The sequence below is a fragment of the Mycobacterium sp. TY815 genome, assembly GCF_030755135.1.
In the GTDB taxonomy this organism is placed as follows: Bacteria; Actinomycetota; Actinomycetes; order Mycobacteriales; family Mycobacteriaceae; genus Mycobacterium.
In genome coordinates this window covers 2,761,092-2,781,672 of record NZ_JAUFRX010000001.1, presented here as the reverse complement: position 1 = coordinate 2,781,672, position 20,581 = coordinate 2,761,092, and the positions used below count along the sequence as shown (strand labels likewise).

Here is a 20,581-nt window from a genome sequence, read left to right as displayed (position 1 = left end):
GGTCGACAGCAATAAGTAAAAGTGACATTACTTTTTGTTTTGCTGCCGGGCAAGTCCCGAAGTCACACCGTGCTCGATGCGCTAGCGCACCCGCAACACGACTTTGCCTTTGGCGCTGCGGTTTTCCAGCGACGCGACGGCGGCTGCCGCTTCTTCCAGCGGGAACACTTCGGGCTCGGGGGCGCTCAGCTTGCCCGACGTGAACAGCTCTTCGAGCGCCGCCCACTGCTCTTCGAGCGCGCCGGGGTGGCGGCCGGCCCAGGCGCCCCAGCCCACGCCGACCACGTCAATGTTGTTGAGCAGCAACCGGTTGACCTTGACGGTCGGGATCTCCCCACCGGTGAAGCCGATCACCAGCAGACGGCCGGCCGGCGCCAGCGAGCGCAGCGAGTCGGTGAAACGGTCACCGCCGACGGGGTCCACCACGATGTCGACGCCACGGCCCCCGGTCAGCTCCTTGACCGCGTCCTTGAACCCGTCCGCCAGCACCACGTCGGTGGCTCCGGCGGCCGTGGCGATGCGGCCCTTCTCCTCGGAGCTGACCACCGCGATCACCTTCGATGCTCCGAGTGCCGGGGCCAGTCGCAGCGCCGAGGTGCCGATGCCGCCCGCCGCGCCGTGCACCAGTACCGTCTCGCCGGCTTGCAAACGGCCGCGGACGGCCAGCGAGAAGTACACCGTCAAGTCGTTGAACAGCACCCCCGCGCCGGCCTCGAAGCTGAGGTTGTCGGGCAGCTTGAACAGCCGGTCGGGCGCCAGCAGCGCGACCTCGGCCATGCCGCCGGTCAGCATCGTCAGACCGAGCACCCGGTCGCCGGGCTGCACGTGCGCGCCCTCCGGCGCCGAGCGCACCACCCCGGCGATCTCGGCGCCCAGCGTGAACGGCGGGTCCGGCCGGTACTGGTACAGCCCGCGGGTGAGCAAGGCATCCGGGAAGGCCACCCCGGCGGCGTGCACGTCGACCACCACACCGTCGCCGGTGGGTTCGTCGATGTCTGTCACCTCAATAGCTTCCGGACCATCAAGCCGAGTCACCCGTGCTGCGCGCATGCCGATCACCCTACTTCCGGGCCAGAACCCGCCCGCAACCCGCACGACCGCCCGTCCGGTGAAGGCCCCGGCGCGCACCTGGTCGAGTGCGCCGACCACGTCCTTTGATTGCGCCACCAGCACGGGGAATTTCTCCAAGTAGTCCGACGCTAGCCTCAGTTATGGATTCATTCCGACTTGGTCGTTTTTCGGTGGCCCGGGTCGGCTTCGGAGCGATGCAACTTCCCGGTCCCGGAGTGCTCGGCCCCCCGCGTGATCGTGACGGCGCACTGGCCGTGCTGCGCAGGGCCGTCGAACTCGGTGTCGACCACATCGACACCGCTCAGTTCTACGGGCCGGACGTCGCTAACGAACTGATCCGGGAGGCGCTGCATCCCTATCCGGAAAACCTGGCCCTGGTGAGCAAAGTCGGCGGGCGCCGCGACGAGAAAGGGGCCTGGCTGCCGTTGACCGATCCTGCCGATCTACGCCGCGACCTGGAAGCCAATCTGCGGACACTGGGGGTCGATCAGCTTGCTGTGGTGAACCTTCGGCTGATGGACAGCAACGAGCCCGACGAGCTCTTCGACGAACAACTGTCGATGATGATCGCCGCCCGCGACGAGGGACTGATCGGCGGCATCGGGCTCAGCGAGATCACCCACCGGCATCTGCTGCACGCGCTGGAGCGAACCGAGATCGCCTGTGTTCAAAACGCTTTCAATCTCGTCGACCGGTCTTCGGCTCCGGTGCTGGAGGAATGTACAAATCGCGGGATAGCCTTCGTGCCGTTCTTCCCGCTCGGTTCGGCCTTCTCCCCGTCGAACCCGGTCCTGGGCCACGAACTGGTGCGCAGTGCCGCGGAGCGACTGGGGTACACACCGGCTCAGGTCGCGCTGGCCTGGACTTTGGGTGTGGCGCCCAATGTGCTGCTGATTCCCGGCACGTCGTCGGTCGCCCACCTGGAAGAGAACCTGGCCGTCAGAGACATCCAACTCGGCGACGAACTCCGGGCCCGGCTCGACGCGGTGGTTTAGCCCCCCGTTCGCCGAGCGTGAACTCAGTGCGAAAAAATCGCGAAAATCTCACCGTCAGTTCACGTTAGGCGAAGGTGGTCAGCCGGGCGGTTCCCCCGTCGGTTGTACCGTAGTGATCGCTACGGTAATCTTGCGAGAGTTCCGGAATCGGGGGGAGTCACATGGCCGCCAAGAAGACCGAGCGTAAGCGCCGGCCCGACGGCGAACTGTCACGCACCCGGATTCTGGATGCGGCGACCGAGATCGCGGCCGAACGCGGTTACGAAGGCACCAGCATCGGGCTGGTCAGCGCGAAGTGCGGGTTGCCGGCCAGCTCGATCTATTGGCACTTCAAGGACAAAGACGACCTGATCGCCGCGGTCATCGAGCGCAGCTTCGGCACCTGGTTGACCGCGTGGAACCTCTCGGAACCGACACCGACGGCGGATCCCCGGGAGTTGATTCGGGGACTGACCGAGCAGACCGCCAAGGCGCTACTGGAGGCGCCGGACTTCCTGCGGCTTGGGCTGATGCTCGCCCTTGAGCGCCGGCCTGCCGAGCCCCGCGCCAAGACGATGTTCATCCAGGTCCGGGCACGCGCATTCGACCAGCTCAAGAACAACTTTCGCGCGACCATGCCGCAGCTCAGCGAGGCAAACGTGCATCAGCTGGCGACGTACGCGATGGCCGGTGCGGACGGACTGTTCGTCGCCAAAGAACTCGGCGGCGACGCGGTCGACCTGATCGCGCTGTTCGAGTTGCACGGGCGGGCCATCTACGAGCTCGCCCGCCAGCTCACTTGAGTTCGGCCGACGACAGGCCCAGCAGCCGGCGGGCCACCACCAGTTGCTGAATCTGCTGCGTGCCTTCGAAGATGTCCAAGATCTTGGAGTCGCGGCCCCACTTCTCCAGCAGCATCTGCTCGGAATATCCGGTGGTGCCGGCCAATTCGACCGTCTTCAGGGTGACATCGCTGGCCATCCGGCCGGCCTTGGCCTTGCTCATCGACGCTTCTTTGGAGTTGGGAATGCTGTTGTCGGCCTGCCATGCCGCACGCAGCGACAACAGATAGGCGGCCTCCCAGTCCGATTCCATCCGCAGGAACTCCGCGGCAGCGGCGCTCTGTACGTGCGCGGGCCGGTCGTAGTCGATCTCGACTCCGGCGTCGGTGAGGATCCGGCGGATCTCCTCCAGTGCGGCGCGCCCGATGCCGACGGCCATGGCAGCGACAATCGGCCGGGTGTTGTCAAAGGTCTCCATGACACCCGAGAAGCCTTTGCCTACCTCGATTTCCGGGTTGCCGAGCAGATTCTCCTTCGGGATGCGCGCGTTATCGAACCGGATAGCAGCGGTATCCGACCCCTTGATGCCGAGCTTGTGTTCGAGGCGTTCGACGGTGACCCCGGGGTGTTCGCGCGGCACGATGAACGATTTGATCGCCGCGCGGCCCTTGGACTTGTCCAGCGTCGCCCACACCACGATGTGGGTGGCACGCGAACCGGCTGTGACGTAGATCTTTTCGCCGTTGATGACGTACTCGTCGCCGTCCAGCTTGGCGGTGGTGGACACCGCCGCCGAGTCGGAGCCGAAGCCGGGTTCGGTGATCGCCATGGCGGCCCACACCTTGCCCAGGCGCTCGAGCTGCTCTTCGGTGGCCACCGCGGAGATGGCGGCGTTGCCCAAGCCCTGGTAGGGGATGGACAGCATCATCGCTACGTCACCCCAGCTGGCTTCGAGCGTCTGCACGAGGGCAGCCATGTTGGCGCCGTTGTGGTTGTCGTCCTTCTTGTCGCTGCCACGCAGCTCGCCGGCACCGGCGAAGCTGAATGACTCCGACGCGCCCTCGAAAAGGTTGATCAGCGTGTCGAGTTCGACCGGGTAGGCGTGCTCTCTCAGGTCGTACTTGCGCGCGATGGGCCGTACCAACTCGGCAACGCCCTGATGGGTCTTGGTCACCACCGCTTGCAGCTTGCCGGGTAGCTCGAGATTGATTGCCATGATTACTCTTTCGCCGTTGAAGAATACGAGTTAGATGACCAGGACGCCTTCGGCGACGCCGATGGCCCGCAGATCGCGGTACCAGCGCTCGACCGGGTGCTCCTTGGTGAATCCGTGGCCGCCGAGCAGTTGCACGCCGTCCAGCCCGATCTGCATGCCCTTGTCGGACGCAAATCGCTTGGCCAGCGCCGCTTCCCGGGCGAACGGCAGGCCCTGCTCGGCGCGCGATGCCCCGCGCCAGGTGATCAGCCGCAGCCCGTCGAGTTCGATTGCGATGTTGGCGCACATGAATGCGACGGCCTGCCGACGCGCGATCGGCTCGCCGAAGGCTTCGCGTTCCTTGACGTAGGGCACGACGTAGTCGAGCACCGCGTGCGAGGTGCCCACCGCCAGCGCCGCCCAGCCCAGCCGCGACAGCGCGATCGCCTCGGAGTAGTCCTCGTCCGTCGCCGCGTCTTCACCCAACCGGGCGTGCAGCGGCACCGAAACACCGTTCAGCTCAACCTGTCCCAACGCCGCCGCGCGGATGCCCATGCTGGGGTCGGCCTTGACGGTGAGGCCCTTGGCGGAGGACTCGACGATGAACAGCGCCGGCTTGCCGTTGAGCTGTGCGGCGACGATGAACAGTTCGGCGTCGGCCGCGGCGGGCACCAGCGACTTCACGCCGTCCAGGCGGTAGCCGGAAGGGGTGCGCACCGCGGTGGTCCGCAGCCGCGTCGGGTCGAACAGCGGATGAGGCTCGGCGATGGCCACGCACGCCTGCGGGACGCTCTCGCCCGCGAACTCACGCAGGTAGGTCGCCTGCTGGTCGGCGCTGCCCCAGTGGGTCAGGGCGGACGCTACGCCCCCGGGCGCCAGGATGGGCAGCGCCTGGCCCATGTCGCCGTAGGCAAGAGCCTCGGCCACCAGCACGTTGGTCACCGCGGAGCGGTGCTCGGCGATGCCGTCGAAGTCTTCCGGGATATTGATCGCGGTGATGCCCAGTTCCGCGGCCTTGGCGATCAGGCCGGGCGGATAGGTCGTCGCCTCGTCGGCGTCGTGGGCGGCCGGGCGCAGGATCTCCGCGGCGAATTCCTCGACGGTTTCGACGATCATCTTCTGGTCGTCGTCCGGTGTGAGGTCGAAGTAGTTCTTGCCGCTCGACTTGAGCCGGGTCGGCGTGCCGCGCAGGCTCTGCACCCGCTTGAACTGGCGGCTGGCGGCGGCGGTGGTGGAGAACACCTGTTTGGTGCCGTAGCGCAGCGTCCGGTTGAGCGGGTCGCGCAGCTTGTACTTGTCCAGGAACTCCTGGCCGACCAGCGGTGTCAGCAACGCAATGGCGATGTCGACGCCGGTGCGCTTGTGCGGTTTCATCCCGATGGTCGTCTGGGGGCCACGGCGCTTCTTGGAGCGGGTGCCGGAAGCAGGAAGTGTGTCGGTCATATCAGCAGCCTCTGTCGGTGGGGCGATGCGTATGACCGTATCTTACTCCGGAGTAAGATAGATGGCACGTGTTAGCTAGTTCACAGCGGGGCGCAGGCGATCGAGGACCTGGTCGTGCAGCAGGCCGTTGGTCGCCACGGCGCTGCCGCCGTGCGGTCCGGCGGTGCCGTCCAGACTGGTGAAGCGCCCGCCTGCCTCGTGCACGAGGACGTCGAGCGCGGCCAGGTCCCAGACCGAGACCTCGGGTTCGGTGGCGATGTCCACCGCACCCTCGGCGAGCAGGCAGTAGGACAGGAAGTCGCCGTAGGCCCGCACCCGCCAGACGGCATCGGTCAGGTCGATGAACTGCCCGCGCAACCCGAGCTGCGCCCAGCCGGTCAAGCTGGAAAACGACAGGCTCGCCGAATTCAGTTCTGCCACAGCCGAAACCGTGAGCCGGCGCGGCGGCGTCCCGGCGACCGAGGCGTACGCCCCCTGCCCGCGCGCCGCCCACCACCGTCGTTGCAGCGCGGGTGCGCTCACCACTCCGACGACGGGGACGCCGTCCTCCAGCAGCGCGACCAGGCTCGCCCACACCGGCACTCCGCGCACGAAATTCTTTGTGCCGTCGATCGGATCGATGATCCACTGCCGCCCGTTCCAGGTGGTGGTTCCGCCGAACTCCTCGCCGAGCACGCTGTCGTCCGGCCGTCCGGCCGCGATCGCCTGGCGCAGTTGCGACTCCACGTCACGATCGGCGTCGGTCACCGGCGTGAGGTCGGGCTTGGTGTCGATGCGCAGGTCCAGTGCACCGAACCGGGCGCGCGTCACGTCGTCCGCGCGGTCCGCCAGCGTCAGGGCGAACTGCAGATCATCGGCATGCGTCACGCCAGCAGTCCTACCATGGCCAGATGTGGGAATTCATGGTGCTGCTCCTGCTGGTGGCGGTGCTGGTGGTGTTTCTGGCGCCCCGGTTCATCCGTCCCGGCCCGCGCGGCGCCCTGGCCAGCGGCACATTGCTGGTCACCGGAGTCAGCTCGCGGGAAGCCGACAGCGCCGAGGCCGGCGAGCAGTTCGTCACCATTTCCGGCGTCATCAACGGACCCACCGTCAACGAGCACGCGGTCTACCGCCGCATGATCGTCACCGCCGGCCAGTGGCCGGTCACGGGTCAGCAGTTCCCCGTCGTGTATTCGCCCAACAATCCGGACAATTGGAACTTCGCGCCGCCCGAGCCGCCCGCGCCGCCCGAACCGCTGGACGGGTGAGGCCTCAGCCGACAGCGGGCGAGGGCCACATCACCCGCAGCCGGCGGCCGTAGCGCGGCACGACAATCGACGGCCGGGACGCTTTCATTCCGGGCACGCCGGGCAAACCCAGACCGGTGCCGGCCGGCTCGGCGGAGAAATTCGGCAGTGCCCGCGCCGGCGCCACTTTGATCGAGCCACCGGATTCCGTGGCCCAGCTCGGCGGCACCGACAGCGTGCCGATCGTGTTGGCGCGCGACAGTGTCGCGCTCACCTGACCCAGTCCCGAACCGGCTGCGAGGTTCGACGGCACCGGTGTCACCGCTGATCGGGTGGCCACGGTCGGCAAAATGCCCAGGTTGTTCTCGGCCCCGATGACCCCGCACGCGGTCAGATCGATTTTGGTGACGGAACCGATCGTGGTGCCCACGACGCGGATCTCGTCGAACACGGTGACATCGAGGTAGAACAGCGACGAGGGGTCGAGTGCGGTGTACAGCGCCCGCAGTGACAGGTCGCCGGAGGATTCCTGGGAGGCCGCGGTGGCCCGCTGCGGCGAGGTAAACGGCGTGAGCTCCGATGCCGCGGTCGAGCCTGCTTGGTAGCCGTACATCGCGGCGGCGTCCTGCGCCCAGTATTCGGCGTACTGCGCCTCGGTGGCTGCGATCGCCGCGGTGTTCTGGCCGAAGAAATTCGTCGCGATCAGCAACGCCAGCTGGACGCGGTTGGCCGCGACCACCGGCGGGGGCACCGTCATCGCATGTGCCAACTCGTAGGCGGCCGCCGCCGCCCGGGCCTGCATGGCCGTCTGCCGCGCCTGCCCGGAGGTGGCCTGCAACCAGCCGAGGTACGGGGCGGCGGCCGCTGTCATTGCCGCCGACGCCGGCCCGTGCCAGTGCAATGCAGTCAGGGTGGACAGCACCGATTGGCAACTCTGGGCCGTGGTTTCCAGCTCCGCGGCCAGGGAGTCCCAGCTTTCGGCGGCCGCCATTAACGACCCCGATCCGGGGCCGCTGTACATCCGCGCGGAGTTCACCTCCGGCGGCAGCCAAGCGAAATCGGTCATCCAGCGGCCGGCGGGCGCGCCATCACCGTTAGCCGGGCACCGTAGCGCGGCGGGGATCCAGCGCCTCGCGCCGACGTCCCGGCCGGCAGCCCGGGATAGCCGGGGTACCCGGACACCACCGCGTCCTCGGTCCCGGGAATCACCGTGAACCCCGCCGGCTCCAGGGCGGAAAACCGGCTGATCGACGGTGCGGCCCAGCTGGCGGGCACCGACATCTGCCCGATCGTGCCGGCCCGGCTCAGGGTCGCGGTGACGGTACCCAGACCCGCGCCCAGCGGGGGCGCGGCGGTCAGGCCGGACGCTGCGGGCGCTACGTCGGCCGCCAGCGCCGCACCCGCCTTGGGCAGCACCCCGAGATTGTTCTCGGCGCCGATGACCCCGGCGGCGAACGCTTCCAAGTAGTACGTGGAGTTGATCGACGTGCCGACCGCTGCGATGACATCCAGAGCGGTCAGATCGTCCGGGATGATCGACCCGCCCAGCGACTGCAACGACTGGGTCGCCGCATCGACGAACTGCGACACCGGATCTGACGCGGCGGCGCTGGCGTTGGCCTGGCTGACGGCGGCCTGCTGGGCGGACAGGCCGCTCTGGCTGGCGGTCTGTGCGGGGGAGGAGAACTGCGGCAGCAGCTGCGTCGCCGATTGCGACGACGCGGCGTAGCCATACATGGCAGCGGCGTCCTGAGCCCAGAAGTCGGCGTACTGCGCCTCCGCGGCCGCGATCGCTGCGGTGTTCTGGCCCAACAGATTCGTCGCGATCAGTGACGCGAGCTGAATGCGGTTGGCGGCGACGGCCGGCGGCGGCACCGTCATCGCGTAGGCCTGCTCGAAGGCCGCCCCGGCAGCCCGCGCCTGCGCCGCGGTCTGCTTTGTCTGTTCGGCGGTGGCCTGCAGCCAACCGGCATAGTGGGCCGCAGCGGCCGTCATGGCCTGCGATGCGGGACCGCTCCATTGCCAGGTGGCCAGGCCGGTCAGCACCTCGTCGTAACCCGCTGCGGTGGTGACAAGCTCCGCGGCCAGCGCGTCCCAGCTGCCTGCGGCGGTCAGGAACGAACTCGAACCGGGTCCGGTGTACATCCTCGCCGAGTTGACCTCCGGCGGCAGAAAGGCGTAATCCATTGTCACAGTTCTCCTTAATGTCGTACGCATGCACTACCAGATAAGTGGCGCGGCCGAACAGCATTTGCCTCAGCCGGCTGTTTTTCGGCAGCCCGGGGCGTGCAATCAAACCTGGCAAGGCCGGCGGGCGAAGCGTGTCGGATTCGATGAATTTACGGTGCGTTCAGAGTGAACAAATGGTGTCGGTCACCCGCGATGGTTGACCCGGTCCAGCACGCCCCGCAGGGTGTCCGGGTCACGCAGGAACGGCGTGATGATGTCGACGGGCAACGGGAACACCACCGTCGAGTTCTGGTCGGCGCCGAGCTCCAGCAACGTTTGCAGATAACGTAATTGCAGCGAGGCCGGACTCTTGGACAGGGTTTCGGCGGCTTCGCGCAACTCCTCGGACGCCTGTAGTTCCCCGCGGGCGTTGATCACCTTGGCGCGGCGTTCCCGTTCGGCTTCGGCTTCCCGCGCCATCGCCCGCTGCATCGACTCCGGTATCTCGACGTCCTTGATCTCGACGACCCGCACCTGCACCCCCCACGGCTCGGTCATCTTCTCGATGATGGTGCGCAGGTCGCTGTTGAGGTCCTCGCGGTGTGCGAGCAGCGTGTCCAGATCGGCGCGGCCCAGTAGCGATCGCAGCGTGGTCTGGGCGATCTGCGAGGTGGCCACCGCATAATTCTCGACGGCCAGGATCGCTTTCAGCGGCTCGGTGACCGTGAACATCACCACCGCGTTCACCCGGGCCGGTACGTTGTCCCGGGTGATCACCTCCTGCGGTGGGATGGTCAGCGTCACCAGTCGTTGGTCAACGCGAACCATTTTGTCCACCAACGGAATCAAGAAACGTAATCCCGGCTGGTACAGGTGCCGCACATGTCCCATCCGGAACACCACGCCCCGTTCGTACTCGCGCAGCACCGCCAGCGAGGCCGCGGCCGCCACAACCAGGATCACGATCACGAGGGCGGTCAAGCCCACTGCCAGTCCGGTCATGTCCGGTCCTCCTTGGGTTTCCAGCTGCCGCCCCAGTGGGTGGAGTAGCGATCGATCGCGGCGGCTACCTCGTCCTCGATGGCGGTGCGGTGGGGCAGGTGGTCCGGCGCATTGGCCGGGGTGTTCCACAGGTGGCGGGCCAGGGGCAGCCCGAGCGTCAGCACGACGGTGACGGTGCCGGTCAAGACCAGCACCTCCGACAGCGAGTGGTTGGCGATCAATGTCGCCGTGGGCAGAACGATTCCGAATCCCGCTACGCTGCAACCGATCCCGCGGTGGAAGCGTCCCGCCTCCGAATGTGGCCAGGGATCGACCTCGCGGCTGATCTCCCGGCCGTGATCCGAGGTGGTGCAGGTGGCCTTGACCGGGCAGCTGTTGCATACGACCGGCAGCGCGCGGTACCGCATCACCCGGTGCTTAGGGTCAAACGACGTCGGCCACAGCCACTGATCCTGCGGACACACCCAGGCATCGTGGTCGGGGCGATAGCTGAACCGGCCGGTCCGCCAGGCCGCGGCGCGCGCCGAGGCGTGTCGTGCCATGGCGTCGAAGCACCACCCGACGGCGAGCAGCATCAGCGAGTAACCGGCGATCAGCCAGACCGCCGTGGCGGGCGGTGTCATGTCTCGATGTACAGCGGGCGCTCGGGCAACTCATCGACCGTCGTGCCGGAGCGGAAGTTGCGTAACGCGGTCCATGCGATCCAGACGAACGGCAGTACCCCGCCGACGATCAGGATCACGTCTCCCGGCAGCCGGAGCCATTCCAGAACCGCGTTGCCGGGTTTGGTGATGTAGCCCAGTGATCGCGCCTCGAAATAGCCGTCGCCGACCGAGTGGTAGAGCTGCAGCACCCCCAGCGGCAACAGCGTGACGAATACCATCCAGGCCAGACCGATGTTCATGCACCAGAACGACGTTCGGGCCAGCCGCTCGGGCCACTTGTCGGCGGGGATGACGTAGCGGAACGCGAACATCGCCAGACCGACGGCGAGCATCCCGTAGACGCCCATCATCGCCGCGTGCCCGTGGTTGGCCGTCAGCGCGGTGCCGATCTGGTAGTACGACACCACTGGGAGGTTGATCAGGAAGCCGAATATGCCGGCCCCCAGGAAGTTCCAGAACCCGACCGCCACCAGGAACATCACCGCCCAGCGGTGCGGAAACGGATTCGCGTCCCCGGACTGCTGGCGGGCGCCGAGCTGCAGGAAGGCCCACGCCTCGACGGTGAGGAAGGTCAGCGGAATCACCTCGGCTGCCGAGAAGAACGCACCTAGCGCCATGTGTTCCACCGGTGTCCCGGAGAAGTACAGGTGGTGCATGGTGCCGATGACGCCGCCGGCGGAGTACAGGATGACGTCAAGGAATATGACGCCCAGCGCAATTCGCTCCCGTACCACCCCCAGCAGCACGAAGATGTAGGCCACCATCACGGTGGTGAACAGTTCCAGAAAGTCCTCGACCCACAGGTGGACCACCCAGAACCGCCAGAAGTCGGCGACAGTAAAGTGGGTGTCGCTGCTCGCGAGCAGTCCGACAGCGTAGAACATCGGAATCGCCAAGCCGGAGAAGAAGAACAGCCACGGCATGTTCATCTTCGATTCGGTCTTGAGCCGGGCGCGGATACCGCGCCAGATGATCGCGATCCAGACGAACAACCCGACGACGAGCAGGATCTGCCACAGCCGCGGCAGGTCCAGGTATTCCCACTGCTGAGAGAACAGACCGCCACTGGGAATGACGCCGTAGATGGACAGCGCCTCACAGGTCAGTGAGCCGAACACCACCAGCGCGACCGCTCCGAGCAACACGTACGCCAGCAGCGCCTGGCGTTTGGGCTCCCGGCGGGCGATGAAGGGCACCAGGAAGATGCCACCGGCCAGAAACGCCGCAGCGGTCCAGAACAGGGCCAGCTGCAGATGCCAGGTGCGGGCGAGGTTGTAGGGGAGCACTCGAGCCAGGTCCAGTCCGAAGAACGTGGACAGGTCAGCCCGGTAGTGCTCGGCCGCCGCGCCCAGCAACGACTGAGCCAGGAAGAGCACCGACACCACGGCGAAGAACCAGGTGGTGGCCCGCTGTGCCGGCGTCAGGCTCACTTCGCCAGGCTGGCGGAACGCCAGAGTGGACGTTTCGGCGCCGTGCCAGCCGACCTTCTGGCTCCAGCGTCCGTAGATCGCGAACATGACCCCGATGCCGCCCAGCAACGCGATGAGCGACAGCGCGGACCACACGATCACCGCTGCGGTCGGACCGTTGTCGACGCGTTGTTCGGCCGGCCAGTTGTTGGTGTAGGTGTACTTGTGGCCGGGCCGTTCGGCGGCCGCCGCCCACGCCGTCCAGGCGAAGAACGCCGTCAGCCGGCGGATCTGGGTCTTGTCGGTGATCAGCCGGGGCAGCAGTCCGTATTTGGTGGAGTTCTCGCCGAAGTAGGCCGCATAGTGGCTCTGGATGCGGTCGAAGGCGGCGGCCTGACGGTCGGTGAACACCAGCGTTTTCGTGTCGGCACGGTAGCGGTTGGTGCGGAACTCGCTGACCACCTGACTGTGCGGGTCCGCCACACCCGCGGCGCGAAACTGGTCGGTGACATCGTCTGTCGCCATCCGCAGGTAGTCGGCGGTGTAGTCGGGCCCCAGGTAGGCACCGTGGCCGAGCACCGATCCGTACTGCATCAGTCCGCGGGCCTGGAACAGTTCCTGGCCGGCGGTGATGTCTGCACCGGTGAACAGCACCTGGCCGGATTCGGTGACCACCTTGTCCGGCATCGGCATCGCCGCCGTGTAGGTCCGGTAGGCCAGGATGCCCATCACCAGAAAGCCGAAGATCAGCACCAGCGCCACGCCCTGGACCCACCCTTTGCCCACCAGGGGCTGAGATGTCGGCTGGGCGGAATGTGGCGATGTCTCTTGGACGGCCATGACAGGAACCCCCGGGTAGGCGACCGAACTTCTGCCCGGGCACCCGAGCGTCAGGGCGCCCAGACCCATCAAATTCGCGCCGTGCCGCGGTGGCAAGAGTTCGCGCGAAACCCTTCGCTCTAGGGACCTAAGCCACCGATCCGGGGACCAAGGCCTCTTGGGCGGCCGGCGAGTGGTCAATAGCGTTCGGGTTGGCCGACCGTTCGAGTTAAGGAGAGACCGCGATGAGCAGCCGCGACTCAGGTCCCGCAGTCGTCGTGGGTATCGACGGTTCGAGGGCGGCTCTGCACGCTGCGCTGTGGGCAATTGATGAAGCGGTCACCCGAGACGTTCCGCTGCGACTGGTCTACGTCATCGAATCGCCGCCAGTCTCAGGCGGAATCGCCGGGCACCAGGCAGCCGCGCGCGCGGCGTTGTTCGACGCCCAGCAGGCGATCAAGGCGACCGGCAAAGAGGTGGTGGTCGACACCGAGATCCTCTGGGGCCGGCCCCTCACCAAACTGATGCAGGAGTCCCGGTCGGCGTCGATGATCTGTGTCGGCTCGATCGGGCGCAATCACGCGCACAGCGGTCAGGGATCCGTTGCCGGCGCGCTGGCCGGATCCTCGCTGTGTCCCGTCGCGGTGATCCACCGGTCGCCCGACGGCACCACGGTCCCGACGATCAGGCGAGTGGTCGCGGAAGCGGACAACGGCGCCGTGTTGCGCCATGCCTTCCAGGAGGCTCGCCTGCGTGGCGTCCCGCTGCGCGCCGTTTCCGTGCAGGAGACCCACGCGCAGGCGGGTGACGGAAACCGCTTGGCGAAAGCGCAATTGGACCGCAGGCTGACCCGGTGGACACGCTTGTATCCCGATGTGCGGGTGGAGTCGGCGATCGTGCGGGGACACGGTGGCCGCTACATGGCTGACAACGAGGGGCCAGGTCAGCTATTCGTCACCGACGCGCACGCCGCGCAGGTGCGCAGCGTGTACAACGCGGGCTCCTCGGTGCTGACGGTGCGAAGCGGCAATCTGTAGTAATGGCGAGATCAGGAGTGATGCCTTGGTAAAAGTCTTCCTGGTCGACGACCATGAAGTGGTGCGACGCGGTCTGATCGACCTACTCGGGGCCGACCCCGAGCTCGACGTGGTCGGCGAAGCCGGCTCGGTTGCCGAAGCGATGTCGCGGATTCCGGCGGCGGGTCCGGATGTCGCGGTTCTCGATGTCCGGCTGCCCGACGGCAACGGTATCGAGCTGTGCCGGGACCTGTTGTCGCGCATGCCGGAATTGAGGTGCCTGATTCTGACGTCGTACACCTCCGACGAAGCGATGCTGGATGCCATCCTGGCCGGCGCCAGCGGCTACGTCGTCAAGGACATCAAGGGCATGGAGCTGGCCCGGGCGGTCAAGGACGTGGGCGCCGGCAGGTCACTGTTGGACAATCGTGCGGCGGCGGCGCTGATGTCTAAATTGCGCGACGCGACCGAGAAGCAGGATCCGTTGTCCGGTCTCACCGACCAGGAGCGCGCGCTGCTGGGTCTGCTCAGCGAAGGCCTGACCAACAAGCAGATCGCCGATCGCATGTTTCTCGCCGAGAAGACGGTGAAGAACTACGTCTCGCGGCTGCTGGCGAAACTCGGCATGGAGCGCCGGACCCAAGCTGCCGTCTTCGCAACGCAATTGAAGCGCTCCGAAGGTGCCGGCCGATGACCGTCGGGGAGCCGGTCGAGGCCGACCAGGAAGGTGGTCTGCATCCGCTCCGTCAGACGCTGTCCCAGTTGCGGCTGCGGGAACTGCTCGTCGAAGTGCAGGATCGGGTCGAGCAGATCGTCGAGGGCCGCGACCGGCTCGACGGGCTGCTGGAAGCCATGCTGGTGGTCACCTCGGGACTGGAGCTGAATGCCACGTTGCGCGCCATCGTGCACTCCGCGACAGAGCTGGTCGACGCCCGCTACGGCGCCCTGGAAGTGCACGACGGCGAACAGCGGGTGATGAACTTCGTCCACGAGGGCATCGACGAAGAGACAGTGCGGCGCATCGGCCCCCTGCCCCAGGGCAAAGGCATCATCGGCTTGTTCATCGATGAACCGAAAGCGCTGCGGCTGGACGATCTTTCGAAGCACCCGGCATCGGTCGGGTTTCCACCGAATCATCCGCCGATGCGGACCTTCCTCGGCGTGCCGATCCTGGTGCGGGAGGAGTCGTTCGGCACGCTGTATCTGACCGACAAGACCAACGGTCAACCGTTCACCGACGACGACGAAGTACTGGTGCAGGCGCTGGCGGCGGCCGCGGGTATCGCGATCGCGAATGCCGCTCTCTACCAGCAGGCCAAAGAGCGCCAGGCGTGGATCGAGTCGACCCGGGATATCGCCACCGAACTGTTGTCCGGCACCGAACCCGCCACGGTCTACCGCCTGCTCGCGGAGGAGGCGCTCAAGCTGACCGCCGCTGAGGCGGCCCTGGTTGCCGTTCCTCTCGACGAGACCGCCTCGCCTGCCGATGTCGCCGAACTGATGGTGATCGAGACGCTCGGGCCCGCAGTGAGCCACGTTGCGGGACAGACTATTCCGGTGAACGGCACGTCGCTGGGGGAGGTCTTCGTCAACGGTATGCCACGGCAGATCGACCAGTTGGCCGAAGGTGACTTGGACGGCCTGGATGAAATAGGTCCGGCGTTGTTGTTGCCGCTGCGCGCCACCGGCACCGTCGCGGGCGTGGTCGTCGTCCTGGGCCGGGACGGCGCGGGATTCTTCAGCAACGATCAACTCGAGATGATGGCCGCTTTCGCCGACCAGGCCGCGCTGGCCCTGCAGTTGGCGACGTCACAACGGCAGATGCGCGAACTCGATGTGCTGACCGATCGCGACCGGATCGCGCGGGATCTACACGATCACGTGATCCAACGCCTGTTCGCAGTGGGGCTGTCATTGCAGGCTGCTCTTCCCCGGGCCATCGAACCTCAAGTGCAGCAACGCCTTGCCGGGGCCATCGATGATTTGCAGGGAGTCATCCAGGAGATCCGGACCACGATCTTCGACCTGCACGGGTCCTCGCAGGGCATCACCCGACTGCGTCAGCGCATCGACGCGGCGGCCGGCCAGTTCGCCGATTCCGGGTTGCGCACCAGCGTTCAATACATCGGTCCGCTCTCGGTGGTCGACAGTATGTTGGCCGATCATGCCGAGGCCGTGGTGCGGGAAGCGGTCAGCAACGCCGTCCGGCATGCGCAGGCTACGGCGTTGACGGTGCGGGTCAAGGTCGACGACGACCTGTGCATCGAAGTCGGTGACAACGGCCGCGGTATGCCTGGGGAGTTCACCGGCAGCGGACTGACCAACCTCAAGCGGCGCGCGGAGGAGGCCGGCGGCGATTTCGCCATCGCCACACAGCCTTCGGGTGGGACACTGGTGCGGTGGTCAGCGCCGCTAGTCCAGTAGTTGCTCGGGCCAGTCGACAACACGGACCAGCCTGCGCCGGGGAGTGGCCGGCAAGGGATCGGCGTTGATCGGGGCCCAGCCGACCCGGAGCAGCATCTGCGGGTAGCCACTGTCGCCGAACACGTCGGCGCGCACCGCGGCGCGGGTCTCCGCGATCTCCAGCGGTTCGGTGATCGGGCAGCATGCCAAACCCATTGCGGTGGCGGTCAACAGCACGATGCTGGTGGTCTCCCCGGCGCGCAGTTGTGACAGACGGTCGTCCTTTTCGGTGCCAAGCGCCAGGATCACGCCACAGTCGTCGGCGGGCGAAACACCGGACGGCTGAGCCAGACCCGGACCGGCGAACAACCGCGCCGGAATCGGGGATTGCGGATCCGACGGCGGCGCGTTGCGGGCCGGGACTCCGGCGACGGCCCCGTATCGCCCACTCCACGTGGTCAATTCACGCATGTAGGCGTCGTCGCCGGCGTGATCCGAAACGGCGCGGGCGACGATGTTCCGCATCCTGACCAGTGAGTCGACCTGACGGAGCATGACTCCGCTGCGGGCCGCGCGCGCGGCCATCTGCGCGATGTCGCCGCCCGGCACCGGCCAGGAACTGTACGCGCGCCGGTCGGTCCGGCGGCGGGGGATCGCTGCGGCCAGCGCGATATCGGACTGGTCCGGTACCTGCGGCACCACCTCGATGGTGGCCAGGTGACGCGGGTTCTCGGGATCGGGAAAGCGACTTACCCTGGCATGCCAGCCCATTGACGCGAGCGCGACGACACAGTGGTGCAATGCGACGCCACAGCTGATGATCAGGTCGCGGCCATCGGGATCGGTGCTTTTCAGCTGCATGTCCGGTTCGGAGAACAGGTCCAGGCCGGCGGTGCCGACCCGCCAGCGCCAGGGCTGTGTGTTGTGGATGGAAGGAGCGCGGGTGGCCAGGGTGAGGACCGTTCGCAACGTGTCGGCATCAGGGAATTGGGCGTTCATCGGGGCCGAGCCCTTCCTGTCCATGACTGTGGTCACGCAATCAGCATCGTCGGTGCGCCGCGACCTGCGGCAGAGGCCGAAGCCCTACTGGCGTGGGACCTTTGGCCCTGCTCCGGACTCCGCCGAAGGCGGATAGTGAAACTGACAGTTGCACATACTTGGGAGGGTGCTGATCCATGGACCACCTGACGACGCTGGACGCCGGGTTTCTCAAGGCAGAGGATGCCGATCGGCGCGTCAGCCTGGCCATCGGGGGCCTAGCGGTCATCGAAGGGCCGGCTCCGGAGCAGGATGCGCTGATCTCGGTCTTCGCACAACGGATCCGCGGCTGCCCGCGGTTCGGGCAGCGGTTGCGGCTGCATCCCCTCGATCTTGGTGCGCCGGAGTGGGTGGACGATCCCGGGTTCGATATCCGGCGGCACGTTCGGCGGGCCGCCCTGCCGCATCCGGGTGACGACCGGGAACTGTTCGGGTTGATCGCCGACGTGATGGCACGGCGCTTGGACCGGGATCGGCCGCTGTGGGAGGTGTGGGTCATCGAGGGGCTTGCCGACGATCGCTGGGCGATGCTGACCAAGCTGCACCACTGCATGGCCGACGGAATCGCCGCCACGCATATCCTCGCCGGGCTGTGTGACGACGGTGTCGGCAGTGTGTCGCACGGTAAGGCTCGTGCACCGCGGAAAGTTGCGAAAGCCAGTCCCGCACAACGGTCGTCACTGTTCGGCGGTGTGGCGCAAGCCTCGGCTGCCCTGACTGCCGGAATCGCCCGCGCCGTCCAGGGTGCCGGCGAGATCGCCGCCGGGCTGCTGATCCCGTCCGCGTCGTCACTGAACGGCCCGCTCAGCGACCAGCGCCGGTACGGCGGGGCGCGGGTGGCCATGAGCGACATCGAACTGATCGCCTCGACGTTCGATGTCACGGTCAATGATGTTGCGCTGGCAGCCATTACCGAGAGCTATCGCAACGTCATGGTCGAGCGCGGGCTCAAGCCGCTGCGCGGTTCGCTGCGGACCCTGGTCCCAGTGTCGGTTCGGTCGGCCGGCGCGGCCGGTGAGACAGACAATCGGGTGTCGTTGATGCTGCCGAATCTGCCTGTGGACGAGGAGAGTCCGCTCGAACGGCTGAGAACGGTGCACGACCGTCTGGGCCGGGCGAAGTCGAGCGGTCAGCGGCAGGCGGGAAATATGTTCGTGGCATTGACGAACCGCATTCCGTTTGCGCTGAGCGCATGGACCGTCGGGCTGCTGATGCGCCTGCCGCAACGCGGCGTGGTGACAGTGGCGACCAACGTGCCAGGTCCGCGCCGCCCGCTGCGGATCATGGGCCGGCAGGTCACCGGGTTGTACCCGGTTCCACCGCTGGCGATGGACCTGCGCACCGGCGTGGCGATGCTCAGCTACGCCGGCGAAATGTTCTTCGGGATTCTCACCGATTACGACGTGGTCACCGACGTCGACCAACTGGCCCGCGGCATCGAGGCCGCCGTCACGAGATTGGTCAAAATCAGCAAGCGACGCAGGAACCCTCCGACCCGTGGCCCGCTGTCGCTGGTGGTCTGATGGCGGGCGCACCGGATCTCACCGACCGTGCCGACGTGGAGACCTTGCTGCGCCGCTTCTACGGGACGGCATTGCACGACGAGACTTTGTACGAAGTGTTCACGGAGTTGCGGGCCGCCGGGCTGGACGGGCACATCCCGACGATGTGCGACTTCTGGGAGACCACACTTTTCCGCGCCGGACGCTACCGCGGCAACGCACTGAGGGTGCACCGGGACCTGCACAGCCGAACTCCGTTGGCCGCGAACCACTTTGTGCGCTGGCTTAATCTGTGGAACGAGGCGGTGGACGAGCTCTACTACGGGCCGGTCGCCGAGCACGCCAAGCTGCAGGCAGCCAGGATTGCCTGGTCGATGCACCGCCGGTTGAACGGGTTTGACGCTCGAGAGCTCGACGCGCTACTCGCCCGCTGAGGCTTTATGCGACGGTCTCGTTGTGGTCGGGCTCGGGACCGAACACGAAGCGGCGGCCGGTGATGTCGTTCGGTGTGATGCGCACGAAATTGGGCTTGGCCGTCGCCACCCACGGATACAGCCCGGCCTTATCGGCCTGCTGGATGTCGGCGTCGGTCTTCAACAGCCGGGCCCGGCCGCGCACGATCACACTCCAGCCCTCGGCGACGTTGTGGTCGTCGGCCTCGAAGATCACCGTGCGATGCCCGACCGCCGAGAACAATTTGGTGCCTTCAGCTGTCCGGAACAACACGGTCCGGTCCTGCACGACGAAGTTGACCGGGAAGATCTCCGGTTCGCCGCCGAAGTTGGTCACCAACCGGCCGAGCGAGGCGGTGCCGAGCAGATCCCAACTCTCGCTTTCGGACAGGACGGTGATCGGCTCAATGCTCATTGGCTCATCCTTTCGGCTGGGGGCGTGGGGCGGATTTCGAGGACGGCATGCAATGGCCGGCGAGGTGTCGGAGCTGGAAGGGGTTCCATCGCCGGGGTGATACCGACGCGGATCAAGACCTGGGGTTCGCCGCGCCGGCCGATCAGGTCCCGCACGATCTCGCGGCTCTCGCTTGATTCGATCAGGTGCGTCAATGTGCAGGTCGCCATTCCGGCCATGGTGCATTCGAGTAGCACGGTCGAGAGTACTTCGCCGCAGCGCAGCACATCGGCTTTTGTGTCGGCGGGTGTCGACAACACCAGGATCTTCGACCAGTCGGTGGCTATGCCGGGGCGGCGCTCCTGGTGGCCGCGGATCGGGAACTCCCGGGCGACGTCCACCCGCAGCCGCTCAGTGTCGGACGCCAACGCTGATGGCGGCATGCCCTCGGACAGCGCGAACGGCGATGTCCACCAATCGAGTTCGGCATGGTACGACGCGTCGTCACGACGCAGTTCCTCGCTCAGCTGCGATGCTTCGACCAGTCTGAGGCGCTGCTCGTCGGCGAGAACGTGGAGGGTGGCTACGTCGTCGTCGAGGGCGTCGCGCAGCACCGGCTCGAAATGGTCCCAGTACATCGGGCGGTCGAAAGGCAGCCGATCGGTGTAGCGCTGCAGGATCGCTTCGGCCCGGTTGCGGTGTGCCGAGGTGACGAGGTCGATCGGACGGAATCGCAGGGTGGCCAGGTGCCGGGGGTCATTCGGGTCCGGGAAGCGGGTGATGGTGGCGCGCCAGCCGGCCGCCGCCATCGCAACCTCGAGGTGGTGCAGCGTCGCGCCACAGCTCATCAGGGCACCGCGCCCGGAATGGTCTGTGGCACGAACGGTTCGGGTGCGATCGGCGAACAGGTGGACGGCGTCATGCTCGACGACCCAATGCCACGGTTGACTGTTGTGGATGGACGGCGCCCGACAGGCCAGCAAGACTGCGCTCTTGACGGTCTCGATGTCCACGGCAGGGA

General features: G+C 66.8%; 20 protein-coding genes. 8 read left to right on the top strand and 12 right to left on the bottom strand.

Going from position 1 to position 20,581, the window contains the following annotated elements:
* Positions 1–81 precede the first annotated feature (81 nt).
* On the bottom strand, positions 82–1,050 hold the full coding sequence (locus QXK92_RS11960) for an NADPH:quinone oxidoreductase family protein (RefSeq protein ID WP_306244360.1): 969 nt from the start codon (positions 1,048–1,050) through the stop codon (positions 82–84).
* 161 nt (positions 1,051–1,211) lie between these two features.
* On the opposite strand from QXK92_RS11960, the gene QXK92_RS11955 reads away from it, so the two are divergent.
* Together QXK92_RS11955 and QXK92_RS11950 are read left to right on the top strand one after the other, a co-directional pair.
* On the top strand, positions 1,212–2,066 hold the full coding sequence (locus QXK92_RS11955) for an oxidoreductase (protein ID WP_306241829.1): 855 nt from the start codon (positions 1,212–1,214) through the stop codon (positions 2,064–2,066).
* A gap of 161 nt (positions 2,067–2,227) precedes the next feature.
* A complete protein-coding gene (locus tag QXK92_RS11950; RefSeq protein ID WP_306241828.1) occupies positions 2,228–2,848 on the top strand; it encodes a TetR/AcrR family transcriptional regulator in 621 nt (206 codons plus the stop codon).
* Here QXK92_RS11950 and QXK92_RS11945 read toward each other — a convergent pair.
* From QXK92_RS11945 to hisN, 3 genes are all read right to left on the bottom strand, one after another.
* Entirely contained in the window at positions 2,841–4,043 is a 1,203-nt protein-coding gene (locus tag QXK92_RS11945; RefSeq protein ID WP_065133823.1) for an acyl-CoA dehydrogenase family protein, read from the bottom strand. The two genes, QXK92_RS11950 and QXK92_RS11945, sit on opposite strands and share 8 nt — an antisense overlap.
* Before the next feature lie 30 nt (positions 4,044–4,073).
* Complete coding sequence (locus tag QXK92_RS11940) at positions 4,074–5,465, bottom strand: acyl-CoA dehydrogenase family protein (protein WP_306241827.1); 1,392 nt, start codon at positions 5,463–5,465, stop codon at positions 4,074–4,076.
* Between the two features lie 75 nt (positions 5,466–5,540).
* Positions 5,541–6,332 carry a histidinol-phosphatase gene (hisN, locus tag QXK92_RS11935; protein ID WP_306241826.1) on the bottom strand — a complete coding sequence of 264 codons (792 nt, stop codon included), beginning with the start codon at positions 6,330–6,332 and terminating at the stop codon, positions 5,541–5,543.
* Positions 6,333–6,355: 23 nt separating this feature from the next.
* On the opposite strand from hisN, the gene QXK92_RS11930 reads away from it, so the two are divergent.
* Positions 6,356–6,712 (top strand): hypothetical protein, encoded by a 357-nt coding sequence (locus QXK92_RS11930; RefSeq protein WP_306241825.1) that lies wholly within the window; start codon positions 6,356–6,358, stop codon positions 6,710–6,712.
* Between the two features lie 4 nt (positions 6,713–6,716).
* On the opposite strand, the gene QXK92_RS11925 is transcribed toward QXK92_RS11930, so the two are convergent.
* The 5 genes from QXK92_RS11925 to QXK92_RS11905 all read right to left on the bottom strand — a co-directional run bounded on the left by QXK92_RS11925 (position 6,717) and on the right by QXK92_RS11905 (position 12,776).
* Complete coding sequence (locus QXK92_RS11925; RefSeq protein WP_306241824.1) at positions 6,717–7,757, bottom strand: PPE family protein; 1,041 nt, start codon at positions 7,755–7,757, stop codon at positions 6,717–6,719.
* The gene (locus QXK92_RS11920; protein ID WP_306241823.1) at positions 7,754–8,878 is read right to left on the bottom strand and encodes a PPE family protein; all 1,125 of its coding nucleotides are present in this window, start codon (positions 8,876–8,878) and stop codon (positions 7,754–7,756) included. Before QXK92_RS11920 ends, QXK92_RS11925 begins: the two co-directional genes overlap by 4 nt.
* A 186-nt stretch (positions 8,879–9,064) precedes the next feature.
* Complete coding sequence (locus QXK92_RS11915) at positions 9,065–9,862, bottom strand: slipin family protein (protein WP_306241822.1); 798 nt, start codon at positions 9,860–9,862, stop codon at positions 9,065–9,067.
* Positions 9,859–10,485, bottom strand: a complete 627-nt coding sequence (locus QXK92_RS11910; protein ID WP_306241821.1) for a hypothetical protein — start codon at positions 10,483–10,485, stop codon at positions 9,859–9,861. The genes QXK92_RS11915 and QXK92_RS11910 overlap by 4 nt, the downstream gene beginning before the upstream one ends.
* Positions 10,482–12,776 carry a nitric-oxide reductase large subunit gene (locus QXK92_RS11905; protein ID WP_306241820.1) on the bottom strand — a complete coding sequence of 765 codons (2,295 nt, stop codon included), beginning with the start codon at positions 12,774–12,776 and terminating at the stop codon, positions 10,482–10,484. Before QXK92_RS11905 ends, QXK92_RS11910 begins: the two co-directional genes overlap by 4 nt.
* 224 nt (positions 12,777–13,000) lie before the next feature.
* Between QXK92_RS11905 and QXK92_RS11900 the strand changes: the two genes are divergently transcribed.
* The 3 genes from QXK92_RS11900 to QXK92_RS11890 are packed head-to-tail and all read left to right on the top strand — an operon-like array spanning position 13,001 to position 16,195.
* Complete coding sequence (locus QXK92_RS11900) at positions 13,001–13,792, top strand: universal stress protein (protein WP_306241819.1); 792 nt, start codon at positions 13,001–13,003, stop codon at positions 13,790–13,792.
* 25 nt (positions 13,793–13,817) lie between these two features.
* Positions 13,818–14,465, top strand: a complete 648-nt coding sequence (locus QXK92_RS11895; protein ID WP_306241818.1) for a response regulator transcription factor — start codon at positions 13,818–13,820, stop codon at positions 14,463–14,465.
* On the top strand, positions 14,462–16,195 hold the full coding sequence (locus QXK92_RS11890) for a GAF domain-containing sensor histidine kinase (protein ID WP_306241817.1): 1,734 nt from the start codon (positions 14,462–14,464) through the stop codon (positions 16,193–16,195). The genes QXK92_RS11895 and QXK92_RS11890 overlap by 4 nt, the downstream gene beginning before the upstream one ends.
* Here QXK92_RS11890 and QXK92_RS11885 read toward each other — a convergent pair.
* Positions 16,184–17,173 (bottom strand): nitroreductase family protein, encoded by a 990-nt coding sequence (locus QXK92_RS11885; RefSeq protein ID WP_306244358.1) that lies wholly within the window; start codon positions 17,171–17,173, stop codon positions 16,184–16,186. The two genes, QXK92_RS11890 and QXK92_RS11885, sit on opposite strands and share 12 nt — an antisense overlap.
* A gap of 176 nt (positions 17,174–17,349) precedes the next feature.
* On the opposite strand from QXK92_RS11885, the gene QXK92_RS11880 reads away from it, so the two are divergent.
* Positions 17,350–18,735 carry a wax ester/triacylglycerol synthase family O-acyltransferase gene (locus tag QXK92_RS11880; RefSeq protein WP_306241816.1) on the top strand — a complete coding sequence of 462 codons (1,386 nt, stop codon included), beginning with the start codon at positions 17,350–17,352 and terminating at the stop codon, positions 18,733–18,735.
* A complete protein-coding gene (locus tag QXK92_RS11875; protein WP_371934159.1) occupies positions 18,735–19,148 on the top strand; it encodes a group III truncated hemoglobin in 414 nt (137 codons plus the stop codon). The genes QXK92_RS11880 and QXK92_RS11875 overlap by 1 nt, the downstream gene beginning before the upstream one ends.
* A gap of 4 nt (positions 19,149–19,152) precedes the next feature.
* Here the strand turns inward: QXK92_RS11875 and QXK92_RS11870 are convergent, their stop codons facing one another.
* A complete protein-coding gene (locus tag QXK92_RS11870) occupies positions 19,153–19,581 on the bottom strand; it encodes a pyridoxamine 5'-phosphate oxidase family protein (protein WP_306241815.1) in 429 nt (142 codons plus the stop codon).
* Complete coding sequence (locus QXK92_RS11865; protein WP_306244354.1) at positions 19,578–20,567, bottom strand: NAD(P)H nitroreductase; 990 nt, start codon at positions 20,565–20,567, stop codon at positions 19,578–19,580. Before QXK92_RS11865 ends, QXK92_RS11870 begins: the two co-directional genes overlap by 4 nt.
* Positions 20,568–20,581 lie beyond the last annotated feature (14 nt).